We start from the raw sequence: 20025 nt of genomic DNA on the forward strand, positions 1-20025 counted from the left end.
TTGTAACCCCATATCCTTCCATATACTGCACGTAATCTCCACGCCGCCCCTGGAGGTTTTAACTCCCATGTCTCAACGGGTCTATGCCCTCTCATTCCTTCGTTACGCATTTCCAAGGGGTGGAGGCCGTTTATGCTAACGGTACGGGTCGGTGCCCTTTGGTTTAATGGATCCGGTACTCCGTGCTTTCTTTGAAATCCCGCGAATAATCCAAAACTCGTGCATTGAAGCGATGGTGAAAGCTATGCTGCTAGTTGCATTGGTAATATTTTTTGAGGGTCGTATGCTTCACCACGGGAAGCCATCCCAACCAGTATTCGAGCTAACTTTCCACATAGTTTCATGATGGACCTCATTTTCTTCATCTTCTTAACCTTCACGTTATTTGCATGCACAGCTTTGAATTCCGGATTGTTTGCAACCAAACTCATGGTCATCATGAAAATGAACCTACGTAGACGAGAACGTCCCCGTTTGCTAATCTTCATTTGTCCGGTCCATTTGCCCGAACTTGCTTCTGCGAGATTAAGGTCAGCATGCCGAAGCAAAGCATTCCCGTGTACAAAGCCGCTCAAATCCCCCGCCTCGCCTAAAATTCCGGCAAGTGAAATGGCACTAATCCCTTTAACCTCGGTTTCTACCGTTTTCAGCTGCATGCAGGCAAGATCGTACTCATCGAGTAGCTGCTCTAAATGAAGTTTGTAGGCATGCATAGCTTGCTTCGAACCAACTGAGTTGCTAGCAAGAGAGATCAGTGCTCGAGCTTTTCGCTCCCCAGAATGCCGTTTCATAAGAGATTTCCAGCCTTTGACGAGATTTGGTTCTTGGCACTAACGAGTCGCGTCACAACTGAGTCTCGGTTTGAGAGAAAGACACGTAACTCTTCAAAGGCCTCAGGAGTGTTACGAATGAACGAGTAGTAGCCGTTTTTGACCATGTCCGCAATGACGAGAGCATCCTTTTTGTCGCTCTTGGATGGCGTGTTGTCGCGGTTCTCTTTGTTCTTCTTAACCAAGTGAGGATTAACAAGAACGACCTCATACTGGCGCTCGGATAGCCACTTCGAGAGGTTGAGCCAGTAATGACCGGTAGGTTCCATGCCAACAATGGCTGCTGTTAGACCCTGAGCGGCTTGAAGCGAAAGGATCCATCGTTGAAAGTTCTGAAATCCTTCTTCATCATTTGAGAAGGAGAGAGGATTACCCATTACAATGCCACGAAAGTTAACAGCATGCGCGACATGCGTTTGCTGGGCGATGTCGATCCCGACCACCAGATGGTGAGCGGTAATTTTTTCAATGAGTTGATTTTCATATTGCTCGAGCGATAGTAGTACATGAGAATAAAATACTAATTGCTCGAATGAAGGGTGCTCATTCATTTTTACCTGGCGGAGGCGTAGAACTAGGCGAAGGAGATCAAAATGCGTTAATAAGAGAGCTGTACGAAGAAATGGGTATAGAATGTAAGATAGATAGATTCCTTGGTGTACTTGAGACGCACAGAGTCGATGAAAATGGTATTTTGCAACATGAGATTAGCCATCTTTTTGAGGTGACTTCTGAATTATTAGACTCCAATTCATCGCCAAAATCTCTTGAAGATCATCTTGAGTTTTATTGGATTGATTTCAATTCGGAAAGTATGAAAAGATATGACGTGTTACCAAGAGTCTTACAAGAGAATATTGTAAACTTGAAAGTTAAGAAGGACTGTACATGGATAACAACTTTCACGCGCTAGACAGAAAATAGATAGTCGCGTTGTTTCAACTACCATGAAAGAATGGATTATCTTTCATACGCTTTGGTGCAGCAAAAGAGATGCTGACTGGTGACAAGAGCATATATCGTTAGCCGACTTAGGAGAAGAACTTGGATTGTTACCTGAGATTGATAATGTTTCTCAATGAGTTTCAATTTATAGCTTATTTTTAATCAAATGCAAGGCTTTTGCAGGGCTCTCAATATCGGGGCTTATTTTATTTATGGGATCAGGTTCTTGTCAAAACCAGATGACAAGAACTTGATCCCATTTCCGTAATTCCTCGTAACGCAACCTAGCCTTTAGGCTGTGCCTGAATCTTGCGGGCGACCCGCTGACCGAGCCCGGCATCTGCTTGGGTGAGGTAGCCGAGTACGAACGTTTGCGTGCCGGGAGAGACAGCAGCCAGATTGGCAGCCAGGTTATCGACGAGATGCTCCTGCTGAATTGGCGGAAGCGCCCTATAATACTGACCGGCCTGCGTAAAATCATCCTGCTTCGGGATATCGGATCGCGTCAGGCGTCCTTCAACAAATCTCCCGTTGCCGCTGGTGATCTGCGAGTCAGGCGTCCAGTTCAACTGATGATTAATCGGAATGCTACGGAAATCCGGTCCAAGCCGCCGCCGCTGCGAATCCGTGTAAATATTGGCGCGGCCTTGCAGCATTTTATCGTCGGATAGTTCAGCGCCTTCCAGCAGGTTGGATGGGGAGAACGCGAGTTTCTCCACTTGCTCCCTATAATTGCTCGGATTGCGGTTCAAGACCAGCTTCCCGACCGGGAGCAGCGGGTACTGCCGTTCATCCCACAGCTTCGTATCGTCTAGCGGATCATAAGGGAGGGCGACCTCATCTTGGGGGTTCATCAGCTGCACGTAGAGCCCGTATTCAATCGTCTTGCCGGCGTGCAGCGTGTCATACAAGTCTTGCGCGGCATAATCCGGATTCTCACCTGCGAGCCGGGCCGCTTCACTGCTGTCAATATACTGCGTGCCGGCGAGAGGCAGCCAATGATATTTGACGTAGCTTCGGAAACCTTGCGCGTTGACCCAGACGTATGTATTGACGCTGTGGCCCGGAATATGGCGCAGACTCTTGGCCGTGCCCGCGTCGGAGAAGAGCCAGAGGATAAGATGGGTCGCTTCCGGCGCCCGGGCGATGAAGTTCCAGAAAATTTCCGGGTTAATGAGGTTGTTGACGGGCGACGGCGAGAGCGCTTTAACCGCTTCCGGGAAACGGACGGCGTCCCTGACTAGGAACACGGGGATATGATTGAAGACCAAATCGAACACGCCATGATCCGTATAGAACTTTGTGGCGAAGCCACGTATGTTTCGGGACGTATCCGGCGTGCCTTTGTTGCTGACGGCCAGCGAAAATCTCACCGTGACAGGGACTTGCTGTCCCGGCTGTTGCAGAAAACAAAGCTTCGTGTGCGCCGACATGGTATGCGTCGTTTGAAAGTAGCCGAACGCGCCGCAGCCTTTGACATGCACGGGCCTTTCCAGCAAGGTTGAATGTACGAATGTCTCCAGCGTTTCATGCAGCAGGCTGTCCTGTTCGAGGACGGGGCCTCGTTCGCCGACCGTTTGCGAGTGCTGGGCAGGCGGAGTCTGGCCCGGCCTGTTATCCGGGCGATGGTCATTATTCTCGTTCATCCCTCTACCTCCTTTGGGTATATAGAAAGGTATGAGGAGGGATGCTTTTGCATGATTGAAGAACGACAGAAATATTGTTCTTGTCATCCGGCAGAAAAAACTAGAAATACTGTCGGATGACAGGAACATCATCTCATTAATGACCGCGAAAATCACGGCTTTTTTGTATTTATGGGATCAAGTACTTGTCAAAAGCAAATGACAAGACAAGAACTAAAGACGTTTCTTGAAGAGTATCAAAAACACGAGGAAGTAATGTTACTCAATATTGATTGGACTGTTAATGAAAAACTGGAATTATATATGCACAAAGTTGCATCTCCCCTCATAAGCGTCCTTGAAAGTGCGCTTAATTCCGATAAACCCTCAATTCCATCGAATTTTGATACCATTAAAAAAGAAGTGGACGGTTTAGTTGAAAGTGCGAGGAATACGTACAACGAATTATTGAGTTATGAGGAAAAACTTAAAAACGAATATTTCAAACTAAAGTAAAAGTGAATGAAGTCCTGTTTCCCAACGTTTAAATTTCTAAAGTTCTATTAAGCTAACGGGCAGGATAGTGGAAAAACAGGAAGAATAAGTATTAGATGAAATTCCGCTTAATTATTGAGGATACGTATGAGTATTCGAAATCGAAAAAGAGCATGTTCTCACCCGTCTGCGAGGAAGGAGTGAAGTTCTAAAATGAAGTCATCTTATGAAATACTTAATGAAATGAGTGAAATACTCGATAAAGAGAGTTTTTCAAAAGCAAGTGTTCTTTTACTGGATAGTACTCATCGGCTGGTTGGTGGAGCTCCCACGAGAGAGATTGTTGATCGCCTTTTGCCGACACTTAAAGCTCGGCAGCAAAGTTCAGTAAAAACTGGCAAGAAGATTTATGGTCTAGCTCAATTGATTCAAGTTTTATCAGAGTTGGATGAGAACTTAATGATTAATGGATTCGGAATTATCTCATCTAACGTTTCAGGTAAATTTTATTTTTTAGAGTTAGAAGATAAACCACTTGGTGCAACAATTGTGGATCATTGAACTAACGGAGAACGTTAGTTCAATTAATCTATTTGAATGTTTTGTTTGGAGGAAAGGGAAATGAGTTACATCTGTCCAGTTTGTGGTCTTGATGATTTAAAAAAGCAACCATACGATGAAAAAGTGTCGGACGACAAGAACATCTATACAATGAAGTCGCATAAAATGCGGCTTTTTTTATTTATTGTATAGAAGTTCTTGTCGTTTGTTCAAGACAAGAACTTCTATACAGAGCCGTATTAGGACAAGAACTTCTATACAAGACCGGTGGGATTAAAGTCAAATAAAGGGGCAGCATCATAGTGTCATTCCACATTTTTGTCGAGTGACACGAATGAAGTCCGTAGAAAATGAACCGCACCCCATTTGTGCAAAGAAATTTCCAATTTCTTATTATAAATATACAGCGTCGCTAGCCGCTTCGATTTCATATGAGACCGAACAAGAAGGTCAGTACCTGCTCATGTGGGGCGTTGAAGGCGTGCACTGGGATATGAAAGACGGCAAGCATACGCCTCGGACGGAAGTATTGGAAGGCTTCAAGAAGGACTGGGGCGGTTACTCGACGGAAAGCGGTATCCGCAAATGGACATGGGCAATCAAGAACGGTCCGGGATCCGATGGCACGCCGTACGACTTGATCGGACGTTACGAAACCGACGAGGTTTCCAAGCTCGCGATCAAAAATTTGGCTGATACTTCTTTCGATACGGCGATTTACGATAACCTGGGTCCAAGCGGCGGTACGCCGGAGGCGATCATGCAGCAGAAGGTATCGGAGACGAAGTCCAAATATTTCCCTCGTCTCGTAATGGCTGAGAATGATACGGCAGTTACGGAGCTATACAACACGATGTTGAAGGAAATGGAAGCTGCCGGCCTTGATAAACTGGAAAAAATCTATACGGATAACTATAACAAGCGCAAAGAATTGTGGAAATAAAGAATATAGAGTTGTAAAGAATGCCAACAGGCTGCCGGCCGAGCTCGCCGTGGAGTCTGGCTAATACAAAAAAAGACTGTCAATTTGTGAACAGCACCCCGTCAAGTAGACAGTCGAAATAATTAATATCAATTAAGCGGCCTTCGTCCGGAATTCCATTGGACTGAGGCCGTTGGCACTTTTTCTTATTGGTGGATGCGCGAGTAAAGAGAAGGGTACTAAAGAGTACACTTCCAAAGAGAGTGGATGGTTTACTTTAGTAGCCTTTGTTGAAGCTAAAGATACAGAGGAAGCGATTAAACAAGTTAATGACTTTTCAGTAATGATTTCAAATATATCACCTATTGTTTATGACGTTTCTACGGATGATGGAAAAAAGAGGGCACAATCAATCCTTGAAAATAAAGAAATTTCCTTCGTTTTTACTACTCGATGAGAAGACGTTAGTTGCTGAAAAACATACTCTTGCCGACATTTCTAATGTTCTTTCAGAGAAAGGACAGTCTGCAACACAATTTAAATGGTTGTTATCTAAAACTCCTAGCCACTGGAAAGTGTCAATAACATCAAGTAGTAAAATGAATGAATATAAAATTGATTTTGATTATTTAGGAGAATCAGCAGCGGTAAATCCATCACTTTCTCTTAAGGATAGCCTCACTGAAAGGTCTAACACCTTTATACGAACATATCTTTACTGCTACAGTATAAAGGGACGTTTGGCGACTGTATAAACTTAGTCGAACAAATACAGCATACGCTGAGCAGAGGAGTTCTGGGAGAGTAAGAAACTGGAGCAACTGTGCTCTATTTTAAATTCTTTAGCATATATGATCTATTTCTTTATATTCCTATATTAAGACATATTCTGGTATGTAAAGGGGTTGCTTAAGCATTGAGCATGAATATTCTTTTCTATCCGAACATTGGGTTGCCAGATGATCGTTGGTTAAGAAAAGTATTACTGTATTGTGATAAGTTAGCGACAATTGTTCCATTTGACATCGGAGTTTGGAATGACTATACGTCCTCACGATTACAGGATGAGGGTATCTATACGCCGCTGAGTCCGGAAAATTTTTTGAATACTAACGCGTTTCGGGAATTGTTTGAGACAGAATTTCGTGAAAGGATAGAGAAAAATGTTCGTAAGTTTGTAGCCCATTCAAACAGTAATCGAAAAAAAGTAAAGATTTATCACACGAAATTTTCACATGAGATGCACGATTATTTTAAAGGAAAAGGACTGATTGATAGTCTGGATGCAAATTGGAATGAATACGATCAAGAGTTAGCCTATCTGTACATGGGGCTGCTTGCGCAACACATGGGTTATGCGTATGACTTTTCTCCAAGCACCAATGCTCTCAAACACGAGAAATTAGTTTTTAGAACAGAACGGCAAATATTTTCACCCCTTGGTTGCTTGTTGCTTGCAGATTGTTTACCTACACCAACAGAAAACACAAGTATAAGTGAGATACTTAATTTCAGAAAGAATAGGGAAGACGAACTTCTCCACTTCAGAATAACACTTAGGGAATATCAATCGAAAATCTCGAAGTGTGCTTCCATAGAGGAGCTAAATATGGTTTTGTCGGAATTCAGTGATAAAGTGGAATTAGGTGTGAATACAATTACCAGGCTCATGTCAGAGCGGAAAATTTCGTTCAGACTGGATTCAATCAAAAGTCTATTCGATATAAAAGTGCCTGAAATCTTTTTACTGGCAACCGGTACCACAATGGCGACATTGACTCCCCTTGCTAAATTAGCCGGTCTCGCAGTGTCTGCAGTTGGCGGTATTGGGTACAATTATTTAAAATCGAAATACATTTTAGAAAGTAAAATGGACGAATCCCCCTTTACGTATGTTTACTATTCAAGACGACTCGTAAACAAATAAGATAAGGCTTCGCTAGGTTACTAGATACGAAATGTATCATTCGGCGTATATCATGACTTTGCTCTACATAATAATCAATGTCCCCTTTAATTGAGTTAGAGCGGAGACGTGATCGAATGGAAAATGAAATAGAGGAACCAGTGATTGCCCCTAAACCGTTGCAGCGATTCTTTTATGGCGATGTTCCGCAATCCATACGCGTTAATAGACGTTCCCAAAACCCATGAGCAACTTGCCGAATTGATTTAACTGTTACCTAAGTTTTGTTACACCCCTTTTGCTTAAGCACGGGTTTTGATGTAAATATATGGTTAATATTTAAATTTTTGGGTGTAAATACTTCGATAATGGAAATATCATACAATCGGTTTGATGCAGTGAAGGGGGAGCGTATCGTGTCCGATTTGTTCCAAACCATTACAAATGCATTCAAGAAAGTGTTGGCGACGGATGTACTGCCATTACCAGTTATTCTCGACTCTATTGGCGATAAACTGGAAAGGCTCTCCAGCGTTTCAGTTGACTGGATGGGGCAAGGGGTTCAGCACTGGCTCGACGAGTTCGAAGGGATCATCGGAGATCCAAATCTTCGCGACTCGCTTCTTGTACGCGCTCTTCAAATGAATGCGCCGCGAGTGGCGGAATCTTTGACTTTTCTCGGCGTCATCACTTATTCCTTTGTGGATGAACCGGTTGCTGGACCGAACAACGTCCATCATTTCGAGATCGTATGGACCAAGCTGAGCGATCTTTTCAACAACCCCGGCCCAACTGCCTCTAACCCGGACTGGTGGTTCAGCAAAATAAAAAGCATCAGCGATATTAAGCTCATCCAGGTGTATGTCTCCATGCTGGCCGTTTCTCCCTTAGCCTTGATTCGACTCGAATATGAACGTAGGGGATTCGCAGCGTTGTCTTCAGAGGAAGCAAACCCGACGATAGATCTAAACGATCTACTCGGGCTTGTTCATTCTCCGCTTCCGGTTAAATTACCCACTGCGATTTTGCCGAGTCTCGAAGACTTTGCCAATCAGACAATCGTCCCAGAAGACCCCTCCGACCTGTTCCGCGTCATCGGACCAGAAGCCGCACCCGTTCCCGGCCAACATCCTTTAAACGGTTTCGGCATAGATATCGCGCTTCAGAACGTGCAAGACGTCCTCTCGAAAACACTTGATCTTGGATCTGGATGGAAGTTGGGCTTCGCAAGTCCAGACTCGGGCGGGAAAACGTACCGGATTTTCCTCCAAGACGGTCATGTAAGCCACGAAGTTCCGCAACTATCCGATGGGGAACTGGAGATCTTTGTCTCCAAAGATGCTCCTCCCGGTCAAAGCGCGCTCGTATTCGGCCCACCAAACGGCACTCATCTCTCTCTCGGCTCGGCGCGAGTCGCCCTCCGGATGCGCCAGAGCGAACCATATTTTACTTTAAGTCTTGATCTCAAACAAATCGTTCTCGTGCTGACGACAGAGTCGCTCCAAGCGATCGGCGGTTCGGCGTTGCCTTCGTCAGCGAAATGGGAAGCAGAACTGCGGCTTGCTTACGAAGAGGGGAAGGGCTTACAGCTTCATGGCGATGCGGACGGCGTATTCTCCGTTGTGTTTGCAGCACCAGTGTCGTTTACTATCGGTTCTTCGCCTGTCGAAGTTAAGCTCACGCAAGTACAGGTCAAGCTCGAGATCAAACCGATCGGCGGCTCCTTCTATGCCAGGGTTGGGTTGAAATTTGGAGCCAGCGCCCAACTCGGTCCGCTTTATGCGTCCATGGACGAGGCGGGTGTTACGTTTGGCCGCTGGAATTCCGGTCCAGCTTTTGCCGTCGAACCTCCGGCGGGCGTCGGCCTCGAAATCGCGGCAGGCCCCGTCAGCGGCGGTGGATTCCTAAATAAATATAGCTCCGACGAATATGGAGGGGCTATGCAGCTCAAGGTACTGGATGGAATTGGCGTGACCGCTTACGGCTTGTACAAGCGACTTCCAGAGGGCGACCCTTCTTTCGTCGCTGTGTTGGGCATTAAGTTTCCTTTCCCCGGCATTCAACTGAGCTGGGGCTTCGCGCTGGATGGCGTCGGCGGTCTCGTCGGCATTAACCGACGAGCCGATACAGACCTGCTGCGAGATCGGTTATCCAATGGCACGAGCGGTAACGTTCTTTTCTGCGAAGATCCCGTAAAGCAAGCGCCTGCACTGCTTAACGATCTCCGTGCTTTCTTCCCCGAGGAAAAGGGCATCTTCGTGGTCGGTCCGACCTTCAAGCTGAATTGGTTGGATTTGCTGCATCTTGATGTTGGCGTCTTCATTGAGCTGCCAGGACCTCGCAAATTATTCCTCACCGGCTCAGCGCGCATGCAGCTGGGCGCGGACGAGAATCTTGCGCTCGTCAATATCCGGCTTGATTTCGTCGGCGGAATCGACTTCACTCAGCAGCTCATTTATTTTCAAGCCGCGCTCGTGCATTCTCACGTCATGCTTATCCTTGACATTACCGGGGAAGCTGCTCTACGGATCGGTTACGGCCCGAACGGCTACTTCGTATTCAGCGTTGGGGGGTTCCATCCCTCATTTAATCCAGGACCGCTCAATATTCCCCGGCTTGCCCGAGCAGGCGCATCAGTGTCTATGGACATGGGCGTCAGCGCATGGCTTAAGCTCGGCATGTATCTCGCGGTTACGCCAAATACGTTGCAATTAGGCGCGAACGTCGAAGCGGGCCTCTCCATCGGCCCCATAAGCGCGCACGGCTGGTTCACGTTCGATAGCTTGATCCAATTCCGTCCGTTCTTCTTCGAAGCCGAGATCGACGCTGGGTTCGACGTCGAGGTTGAGGGGTATTCCTTGTGCGGCGTTCGTGTTCAGGGCAGCATGACCGGGCCGGGTCCGATTACGATTAATGCTAGCGCAAGTATAAGCATACTTTTCTTTGAAATCTCGGAGAGTGTTACTCTGGAGCTCGGGTCCGGACACCGAGACACGGCCAGCGTAGACGAGAACCTAGTCGAACTTCTCAAAAGCGAGCTCTCAATCGCGCGGAACTTGAGAGCGGAAGGGGAGGACGCAAGCGTACTGATCCGCCCGCGGCAAGTTGCTGCAGGAGGATTGGATGATGGCGTTCTTCGCCTCTCTCCCGTCGGATCGCTCATTTGGGAGCAGAAGCGGGTTCCCTTGGCGCTGGATATCACTCGCTTCGGCGGCGTCGATCTTGCCGGGCCTCATCGACTGTCCGTCAGTTGCGAGTCTGACAAATTTAAGCTTCAACCGGAGATGGACTGGTTCGGCGTTGGTACTTACGCCAAGCTCAGCAAGGCCGATCAATTAAACGCTCCGACGTTCTCCCAGCAGCAATCCGGCTTAAAGATCGGTGCCGAATTGCTAGATTTCACCGATACGCATGATTATACCGTTGATCTTAATCTCCGGAAATTGCCGATAAGATTTCCCATAATTCGCATCGAAGGCGCTCTCAACTACATGGGCACCTGCTTGATGGACTTGCAACGTGAACGAGGAAATTACGTCCCCGCGCGAGCAACCGAACCGACGGTGAAGACGCGCCAGGAAAATTGGTCCTCGTACGACAAACAGGGATCCGTGGAACGGACTGCTCTCAATCCTACGCAAGCCATCCTCTCTGCGCGGGCGAAGGGTGGATTCGCTCTTTCCGACCTGGATTCGACAATCGACCTAAGCGAGGTGATCTGACATGGCGGATTCCGTACCTGCTCCACTGCAATTTCATGCCAATGCGCGTTCGCCTTTGTTCCGTATGATGGAAGAAAAGGGGCAACGGCTTGTCGGATCCTTGGAGTTGACATTGCATGACGACATCACGATTAGCTCCGCTAAAGCGCCAAATCCGCTTTTCTTCGCCTTCTATTCGGCGGACGAGATCGTCGGCCTAAAAAGCGGAGCCATTCACGGCGTCGCGCCGAGGCCGTTCACCCACGACGCGGAGACGACGAAACTTGCACATGTGGACTTCGTCGAACAAGATTTACCTTGGCGCTATACGCCTAAAGAGAATTCGCCACTCCTTAAGCCCTGGCTCGCGCTGCTAGTCGGCACGCCCGAGCAGCTCGTCATTAAGGAAGGTCGTTTGGTGGAGGTAAGCTCGCACTTATTGACTCAATATTATAATTTAGATAATTCCTATTTGTGGGCCCACGTTCAGAATGGCCGATCCCGTCTTCTGTCTCCCGTTAAACTTGAGCCATTCACCGAATACGTCGCAGCCCTTGTACACGCCTTCGATGCCTCGGGAGGACCTGCATGGTCAAATGAAGATTTATCCGACCACGCCGTAAGGACCGTACTCTACAGTTGGAAATTTTGGACAGCGGAAGCGGGCGACTTCGAGACGCTCGCCGCGGCCTTAAAGGTGCAGGAAGGCGGCGATCTTGGGCTGGCTAAGCTGCGCTATGCACGCCAAGTGGAAGAGCCTCCGATCAATATTAACGTGACGTTAGAGGCGCGAGGAGCACTTACTTCGCTCAAGCTGCCTCCTGTTACACCTGAAGCGCAGGACAAAGAAGCGAAAGTCAGAGAAGACCTGAATCGTTTGGCACAAGATGCTCAGGAAGTCAGCGAACCGACGAGAGAAATCATTGGTTTGCCGCAGTATGGTCGACCATGGCTACCGGATCGTCGTTCAACGGTATGGGGAACGACGCTGAACGACGATCCCCGCTATAGGTCGGTCTCGGGATTAGGCACTTGGTTGGGTATCAAATCGCAGGAGGAACTCATGAAGGCCGCCGTCGAGCAAGCGGGGAGCCTGCTCGACGCATCGCAGCGCATTCGGCAGCTCGCGCAAGGCTTGTTGGCTTCGCGAAGTTTGTGGCTCCGCAGGCTGCCGGATCATCCGCTTCGCCGCCTGAGCCTCTTCGGACCGGCAATGGGGCGCATGCGAACTTCCGATGGCCGCCGCGTGCTGGACCGAGTAACCTCCGGGACGAGTCCGTTGTCGTCCGCCATGTTCTCCAGCGCGGCTATGCGAGTGCTGAGAGGCGGCACGGCCAGAACGCGTCATCTAAACGGTACGTTCGATAGAACCAAAGCGCTCGAAGCAGCCAATCGTCCGATCGACTCTACTGAGAGCACGGCCGCGGGAATCCCGTATGCGAACGACATTTTGGTCAAACTTGGCCAATCCCCGTTGGAAAAGCGATTTAAACAGAAGCCGATCAAGTCGGATTTACTGGCGCGCTTATACGAGATCGGAGAGAAGTTCGACGGACAGCCCAATACTCCGGACATGAGAGACAAGTTGCTCCGCATGCTGAAATCATCGGACTTCTGTTCGGATGTCTTGCAAGTATTTGAACAATCCAGTCTCCAAGTTTTGGATAAGGATCAGATCGTCCGAACCGTGCTGAGGGTGTGCTTCTTCAAAGTAACGGATGAGAGAATGAGAATCAATCCCGCGTTCATTCTGGATACGTTGCTTCCGCCTCGGCAATCCTTTGTTCGTCCCGTAGAACTTAGGAAGCTCGCGGAAGCAGTCGGAGCCGGAATCGACCCGACGCAAGAGAAGCCGCCAGCCTGGCGTCGCGTCGTTTCGACGATTGAGGGATTGGATATCGCTCATTTGTCTCCGCCGGAACTGCCGCTCGGGCTGTACTTTCCGACGTGGCAACTGTTGAACAAGCACGCCAAAGAGTGGTTGCTGCCGGGCGTTGGGGACTTGCCCAAAGACTCCATTGTGTCCCTGAAGACGAACCCGGCATTCATCGACGCTTTCATGGTTGGAATCAATACCCAGTTCATGCGTGAGATGCGTTGGCGCAACTTGCCCGTCGACCCGACGTTCACTCCGCTCCGCCGGTTCTGGGGGCGCGTGAATTACGAGAAGACTGCGGAGGCCGAGGACGTGGCGAGACAACCCGATATCCTTCCTTTCATGGAGTGGGTAAAGGCGTCGGAAGCTGATCTCGGTTCACCGAAGCTTGCCCTTCAAGCACCTGGCGATGAGGAGTCGAACGAAAACCTCGCCGTTGTATTTCGAACCGATTTGTTCCGAAGATACCCCTCCACACTTGTCTATCTTGTACGCAAACAGGAAGACGGGTCGACCGAAGAAAAACTAAAGCATACCCCCGATTTCGCTTACGGCTCCGGCGAGAAGGGCACACGGACTTACGTCGGGCCGAATTTCATGGCTGAGCTTGAGCCGGACCTGCATGCATTCCTCTTCGACATCGACCCTGATACGCTCGATGAGTATTGGCTTATCCTTGATGAACCGCCGGCAGAGCTGCGATTCGTTTACAAGCAGGAGACGGTGCCGGATAAGGATGATCCTATGGACGGCGTGACCAGTGTCGATTTCGCTAGGCATACGATCGACCACCCGACCCGTGTGGCTTGGGATGGCCACTATCTTAAAGAACAGGCGGAATGATAATCATGGAATTTGGATATCGAGACCAACGGTTGGACCTCGTCAATAAGGCAATAGAAGTTTTGGCCACAGAGGAAGAAAAAGCGCGCACTCCCCCTCCTACCAGAACGGGCGAGCGGCCCCGGAGAGGGTCAGACCCCAACCGTATTCCTATTCCGTTTCCGGTTCCATCGCCGTTAGACCCATTACGGCGTCTTCGGTTGAAGCAGTTGTCAGATTGGAGAACCCTTCTGGAGCGGGAACTTGCCTTGTTGAACACTTCCGGTTGGCAAGTTACGGACGAAATCTACCGTGAGGTCGGCCTGCAATGGCTATGGGAAAACGCCGCTAGCTCGTTTAACCGCATGCAGGAAGATCCCGTGGCTCGTCTGTTGAAGCAGCCTACCGCTTTTACCGCCGAGATGGGACAAGAAATTGCGGACGTCGCTCTTGGAACGGGGGATGCTCCCGCTGGCTTCGCGGAACAAGTGAAGGTGGCGATCGCCGCCGATGATCGGATTTTCGACGATCTATTGATCAATGGACACCGCCTGTGGTTTCTGGAGCGCGGCAGCCGTCTCTATCCCTATGACGAAGTCGGAGTCCTTCTCCCGCTGCGCCTGGAGACGTTATTCGATGAGTCCGCTCCTGGCAACTGGAAACTCTCTCTTCGAGTAATACCGGACGAAGCGTCGCTGCAACGCGATTCGTCCAACGTTAACGAATCGGAGCATCGTTACTTGGACGACTTCTGGACCGATCTTCATTTGGGCGTGCAGCCGCACAATCCGACCAACTTGACCGAACTTTTGGTTCTCATGGAGGACCGCATGCTGGTCGGTCCGGCTTGGAGGCGATTGTGCGGAAGGGTTGCTCCGGCAAGAGCCGCGTGGCTCGTCTCTTCGTTTGTTCCTGCCTCCTTCGGAGAAGGCTCCTTCGTTGCAAACGTTCCGGCCGAACGAATCGGCGAAGCCATCCCGAACCGGTTCGGTGGGCTGCCCGATTCGCTGGAAGTATGGGCCGTGCACGATAGCCTTCTCCAGGAGCCTGGCGTTCCTCTACGAATACTCGTGGGCACGCTCCAAGCGGAGGGAGAAGGCGGCTTGGAAGACCGGAAGAAGGCTCTGTCCAGTCTATCTTTACCGAATGACAAGGAATTCATGGATAATGCCTGGTGGGCGAATTGGAAAGTTGCGAAGCGCATCGGACTTGGATTTGAGCAAGACCTGCCTGCCGAGTGGAGCCCCTCTACTATTCGCGCGATCTACGTCGTAGGACTTGGCGAAGAGACGCCTGACGAACATTTCCGTACACAAGCCGACGCCGGGGAGATGGGTATTCTCCGTCTAGGAGAGTCCACCAATAGCGTTCACGGCGCGGAAGCCGCCGATCTGTTCAAAGATCCGGACGGTTGGCTAGGCGTGGCTTTAGCCCGAATCCGGCAACAAACGGAGCCAGGCGATTATGCCAAACAGCAACCCGTCTCGGCGGCCATAAGCCGGGCATTGACGGGTGAAGACCGATCCGTGCCATGCATTCCGGGAGGGCATGAGGAAGATACCCGGGATAGCGCGCTATTCGTTCAAGCGTTGTGGCCGGCCTTGTGGGGTCATTTTTTACGAGATCTGTGGGGGAAAGGAAGCGAAGCCGTCGCGCTTGGCAGCTGGGCGGCGAAATATTTATATCCAGAGGGACCGCTTCCCCCGGTTCGCATCGATGACCAGCCTTACGGATTGTTGCCGGTGACGGCTTGGACGCGATGGGAAGGCGACCCGGAAGGGGAGGGAGACTTGGAAACCCTGTTGGCTCGTCGAATGACAAGGTTGCGGAAAAGCTGGGCCGCCTCCGCCGAAGGTCGCGGGACGACGGTCGGTTCGGACACGGAACGGCTGATTGATCTTCTGAGCCAAGACGCTTTGAGCGTATCATACGGCTATCGGGTCTTCTCTTCCGTGGAATTTCTGGCCGACTCTTACGCATTGGGGGGGCAGCAATTCCAGCAACTCCTGGACGTGACCCGTTCCTTCTACGAGAACGCCATCTCCGTCATGGAGAAAGATCCGGAACGCTTTTATATAAACATGCATAAAGGCATTCACGAAGTGGGTCTTCAACTGATCGTACCTAGACAATCGCCTCTTAAATTTCCGATGAAAGCTATGATCAAAGCCTTCTTATCGGGCACTTCTTTCGACGGTATCGCGAGAGAGGAGTTTCAAAGCATTTGGCCGGACAGCTTGCTCATTCGTTTGATGCTCCACGCCTTGTCGCTTAGCCAAGCCTGGTATTCTCAAACCGCGCTCGACAACAAGGATCCGTTGCTGGAGCCATTGAAGGGCAATTTGGATAGTACTGTATTAGATACCTTCCGAAGGAGATTCCCTCCTTTATATGAAGACGCTCAAGGCGGACCCGACATTCACAAGATTATGGAATCCCATATTGACGCTTTGAATAAACTAGCCGGTGAACTGGACGGTGAACTGGACGGCTTTTGGCACGAGCTGGACGATCGCTTTGCGTTTTTCGATATTCCCGCCGACCGAGTGGCCCAACTGGAACGTGCTTTTAAGGCTACGCTGGACACGGCGACACACCGGATCGATCCCTGGTTGACCGGACTCGCTTGGGGCCGTATCCAAACGGCCGGTAATAGTACTCGTAAAAAGTTCAGGCTCGGCGCGTATGGCTGGGTCGACGGCCCGTTTTTGGGAAAGTCCGGTCCTACCGACGCCGGACGGTTGCATGCGCCTTCTTATCCACAGGCGCTAACGGCGCTCATCTTGCGGGACAAATATTTGACCGCCCAAAAAGAAGCAGTCGCGATCGATGGCTCGGCGGCGGACAGCCCCGGTACTTGGCGGATCGACTTAAATTCACAAACCGTGCGAACGGCCGTCGAGCTCGCGGAAGAGACTCGCATGGGATTCCATCTGTATGAAGTCGTCGGGAGACGCCTAGAAGGTATCGTCGGCAGCAAGGAAAAAGTGGAACTCCTTCGGCAAACTTACCCGATGCGGTCATCGGATAACCCTCTAAGGGAGAGTTGCCATGGAATCAACGCGGTCAATGGATGGCGAAAGAACGAAACTTTTCCCGAACTCAACGAAGGGCAACGAGAGGAAGTCGACCTGCTCTATCGCTCTCTCGATGCTTACGCCGACTTACTTGTGACCGACGCCGTGCATCAGATCGTCACTGGGCGCCCGGACATGGCTTCTTCGACCATGGAGGCAGCATCCGGTTTGGGAAGACCTCCGGCTTTCGAGGCCGTCCGGACGCAGCCGTCCGGGTATGCGCTGCATACAAGCGTTCTGACCGCGCTTCCGTGGATGGAGTTGCCTCTGGATCTATCCGAAGAACACCCTTGCCGGATCGCCGAACCTTCGCTTTATGATTACGTGATGGGGCTGTTCCCCGGGGATGACTACTCGTGGAACGTGAAAGGCACGGTAGCTTTACCGGCGGATGACGGCGGTGAAGCAGTCGAAGAGGAGCGCAGCGGCATCGTGACGCTGGCTCAGTTGGGAATGGGCTGGAAGCTCACCGAAGCGGCTTTGCTGCCGGAGGAGATTTTAGCCGACTTGGCCGGCGCTCGGTGTAATTTCAATCGAGTTGTTTCGGTAACGTCTCCCGCAGCCTATTCCGCAGCCCGGCAATTGATCGGAATATTCGCCAGTCAACCGGCCGACGCCAGATCGCTCACGAAGGATATCAAGCTTACTGCAGCAAATGCGAAAGCATTGGATAACGATATCAAAGAGGATCTTTTGGTTAGATTGAACAACCTTGCGACAGTCATGACCGAGACTTTGGTGGAGCTTCGGAACGCATCGGAGGACTCTCAACGCCTCGTCGCTCTGCGCAAAGCGCTCCGTTGGGGCATCGTTCCGACGAGCGACACGTTCGAACGACGAATGCTGTTCCATTGGTTCGTTCACGGCTCACCTCCCGAGATGGCGGAGACCACTTCGCCGGATTTGCTCGCTCGTTTCGCCCTATCTGCTGCCGACACCCTCGAATCACGTTTGCCTCAATCGCCGGGACTAAACGTGGAAATCGCGGATTTGGCGAGAATCGTATCCGCCGTTGCTACACCGGATTGTTCCCTTCCGATTCTCGGCTTATGGCAGAAGGAGGACGCACTATCCTTGACGGCCATGGAGACGGAACAAAATCCGCCATTTCAAATGGAGTGGCTCACGAAGCTGGCGTCAGTAAGAAGGCCTCTCGCGAAGCTCGAATCGCTTCAATTACAAGCATTGGTGCTCGAGACGCACGAACCATTGCTTGCAAGGAGTAATTTCCCGAACGATCCATGGCGCACCGGGATTATTGAACAGAATGCAGTATTGAAAAAGGCAGGTAAAGCGCCACAGTTCGATATCCCGCGGCTCGTCGCCGCTTACGGACCTTCGGATGCGTGGAATGGCGATAAGTTGGCCATCGGATTGCTGGACAAATTCAGCGAGAGTATTCCCATGGCAGAGCGGACCTCCTTCGTCGCGTTCGGGTTCAACGCCCCGGCATCGAAGGCGCCGCAAGCTATTTTGCTTGCCGTTCCGCCAAAGACCCGAGAGAAGCTGGAGGGAGAAACTCTGATCGACATCCTCTCCGAGACGAGAGAACTCGCTCACGCGAGGGCTGTTAGACCCGAGGATTTAAATGAACTAGGCCAGCTCTCCTCCAGTCTTTGGTTTCAGGACGGTACCCCGGATAGCGTTCGGTTCGACGAAAGCTACCGTTACAGGAGGTCGACTCTCTAATGGAAGCCTTTTACGATCGATATGTAAGGCTCGAACCCTACTCCCGCGTGCGCAATCTGGAACGCGGATTCGAAGCCGGTGTCCATGATCCCTGCTGGTTTCTTGCCCGCCAATGGCAAATGGGCGAACACCAGGGCGAAAATGCTTCTTCGCCTGTTTCAGCCCATTACAGCTTTTCCTTGGAAGAGATTCGGACGCTTCAAGACGAGCTCAAAGTGAATTTAACCGAGGTTCCCGCGGAAGCAGTCGTCGAGTCGGAGCTTGACGACTGGTGGACGATGGGAAGGCGCATTCGGTTGGGGCGACAGGTAAAATCGTTGATTGGCGACGCTCATTCGGAGCTAAAGTTCTATCGACCGCCGCCTCCATACGACGCTTTTCACGGCGAAGTCGACGGACTTGCTGTATGGCGCCGTAAAGATGTTCTTCCCGAATTGAACGGTTTCGTATGGAACGAGGCGCCTCCGCCGGATAGCCCGCTTGCTTGGGACTCGGCTCATCTCCAATACGAACGCTCTTTCGATGCATCGTCATCCGTTCTGGATGTGAAGCGCCATCACGGAGGGCCGATGGACTGGTATTCCGTTGATGCTAAGGAACCGAGCAATGACGGCGATCCCGCAACGATTGTGGAGGGGACCGTAATCCCATCGCCGCTCGTCTATCCGGGTGCCCCTAATCCCCGTTGGTGGCAAATCGAAGAGGCGAACACCGACATCGGCGGTTGCCCTCCTGATCCGTCAAGTTTCGCGACAATGCTGCTGGTGGACTTGATCTACTCCCACTCGGACGATTGGTTTCTCTTTCCCGTTACCGTCAAGGCCGGGAGTATTTCGACGATCAAGGAAATCGAGTTGAAGGATTGCTTCGGAAGATCGTACAAGAGTACGGATCCCGCGTGTCCGGGACTGCTTCCGCCGTCCGACTGGGGCTTGTTTAATTGTGCTGGAATGGACTCGGCGTCCCTTTTGCTGTGGAACATCGCCGAGTGCCCGCTCGAAAGCGAAGCGATCGAACGCGTACAATTCGGCATCGATGAACAAATGAACTATCTCTGGGGCGTGGAACGCATCATCGACGGCAGAGAGGTCGAATCGAGAGAACGACCTTTGATCGACGATCCCGACAATCCGCCGATTTTGGATCCCGCGAGCAAACCGAGCAGTGCGGTACACAAAGCCAAATCTTATCAGTACATTCCGGGTATAGGCGCGCAGCGGTATTGGCACCCATATGATCTCGAGACGGAAGACAATCGAAGAGTTTTCGTGCAACGCGGACTCGCGGACCTGTCGCGTCATCAACCGATCCCGCTTCCTCATCCTGAAGCCGAAACTTTATACGCGGGAACGCCGAATGCGCGTCTGCTTCACCGGGTTGATCCATCGGCTATCCCATCGAACGGCATCGAGATCGAACGCCGCTGGATGCTCGCTCGGGATCTTCTGGGAAATCCCGTCTCGTGGATACAACGCCAACGTAAGCCTCTCATTTCACCACCTGTACATCTCCTGCGTTTTGACGTCTTGGAGGAAATCGAGCTGAAGGTGTAACGCCTTTAAAATAATGAAAGGTT

General features: G+C 50.6%; 12 protein-coding genes and 1 pseudogene. 11 read left to right on the forward strand and 2 right to left on the reverse strand.

Annotation, left to right across the window (positions count from 1 at the left end):
* Positions 1 to 242: 242 nt before the first annotated feature.
* Positions 243 to 1381 (reverse strand): annotated as a pseudogene (locus AC0YN4_RS03555) (IS110 family RNA-guided transposase).
* On the opposite strand from AC0YN4_RS03555, the gene AC0YN4_RS03560 reads away from it, so the two are divergent.
* Positions 1363 to 1743: an NUDIX domain-containing protein gene (locus AC0YN4_RS03560; protein WP_475780014.1), complete on the forward strand. Its 381-nt coding sequence runs from the start codon at positions 1363 to 1365 to the stop codon at positions 1741 to 1743. The pseudogene AC0YN4_RS03555 and the gene AC0YN4_RS03560 overlap by 19 nt on opposite strands.
* 316 nt (positions 1744 to 2059) lie before the next feature.
* Here AC0YN4_RS03560 and AC0YN4_RS03565 read toward each other — a convergent pair whose 3' ends face one another.
* On the reverse strand, positions 2060 to 3421 hold the full coding sequence (locus AC0YN4_RS03565; protein ID WP_475835163.1) for a catalase: 1362 nt from the start codon (positions 3419 to 3421) through the stop codon (positions 2060 to 2062).
* A 198-nt stretch (positions 3422 to 3619) separates the two neighbouring features.
* Between AC0YN4_RS03565 and AC0YN4_RS03570 the strand changes: the two genes are divergently transcribed.
* The 10 genes from AC0YN4_RS03570 (at position 3620) to AC0YN4_RS03615 (ending at position 20002) form a co-directional block, all read left to right on the forward strand.
* Positions 3620 to 3916 (forward strand): hypothetical protein, encoded by a 297-nt coding sequence (locus AC0YN4_RS03570; RefSeq protein WP_475835164.1) that lies wholly within the window; start codon positions 3620 to 3622, stop codon positions 3914 to 3916.
* 192 nt (positions 3917 to 4108) lie between these two features.
* Positions 4109 to 4456: a hypothetical protein gene (locus AC0YN4_RS03575; protein ID WP_475835165.1), complete on the forward strand. Its 348-nt coding sequence runs from the start codon at positions 4109 to 4111 to the stop codon at positions 4454 to 4456.
* 325 nt (positions 4457 to 4781) lie between these two features.
* Positions 4782 to 5399, forward strand: coding sequence for a hypothetical protein (locus AC0YN4_RS03580; protein WP_475835166.1), 618 nt, complete (start codon positions 4782 to 4784; stop codon positions 5397 to 5399).
* A 172-nt stretch (positions 5400 to 5571) separates the two neighbouring features.
* Positions 5572 to 5835, forward strand: a complete 264-nt coding sequence (locus tag AC0YN4_RS03585) for a hypothetical protein (protein ID WP_475835167.1) — start codon at positions 5572 to 5574, stop codon at positions 5833 to 5835.
* Positions 5795 to 6133 carry a hypothetical protein gene (locus tag AC0YN4_RS03590; protein WP_475835168.1) on the forward strand — a complete coding sequence of 113 codons (339 nt, stop codon included), beginning with the start codon at positions 5795 to 5797 and terminating at the stop codon, positions 6131 to 6133. The genes AC0YN4_RS03585 and AC0YN4_RS03590 overlap by 41 nt, the downstream gene beginning before the upstream one ends.
* Before the next feature lie 167 nt (positions 6134 to 6300).
* Positions 6301 to 7305, forward strand: a complete 1005-nt coding sequence (locus AC0YN4_RS03595) for a DUF6236 family protein (RefSeq protein ID WP_475835571.1) — start codon at positions 6301 to 6303, stop codon at positions 7303 to 7305.
* A 377-nt stretch (positions 7306 to 7682) separates the two neighbouring features.
* Entirely contained in the window at positions 7683 to 11006 is a 3324-nt protein-coding gene (locus AC0YN4_RS03600) for a DUF6603 domain-containing protein (RefSeq protein ID WP_475835169.1), read from the forward strand.
* Position 11007: 1 nt separating this feature from the next.
* Positions 11008 to 13704 (forward strand): hypothetical protein, encoded by a 2697-nt coding sequence (locus AC0YN4_RS03605; RefSeq protein WP_475835170.1) that lies wholly within the window; start codon positions 11008 to 11010, stop codon positions 13702 to 13704.
* Positions 13705 to 13913: 209 nt separating this feature from the next.
* Positions 13914 to 18449, forward strand: coding sequence for a hypothetical protein (locus tag AC0YN4_RS03610; RefSeq protein WP_475835171.1), 4536 nt, complete (start codon positions 13914 to 13916; stop codon positions 18447 to 18449).
* A complete protein-coding gene (locus AC0YN4_RS03615; RefSeq protein WP_475835172.1) occupies positions 18449 to 20002 on the forward strand; it encodes a hypothetical protein in 1554 nt (517 codons plus the stop codon). The genes AC0YN4_RS03610 and AC0YN4_RS03615 overlap by 1 nt, the downstream gene beginning before the upstream one ends.
* The last annotated feature ends 23 nt before the right edge of the window (positions 20003 to 20025 follow it).

This window comes from Paenibacillus sp. J22R3, assembly GCF_056269305.1.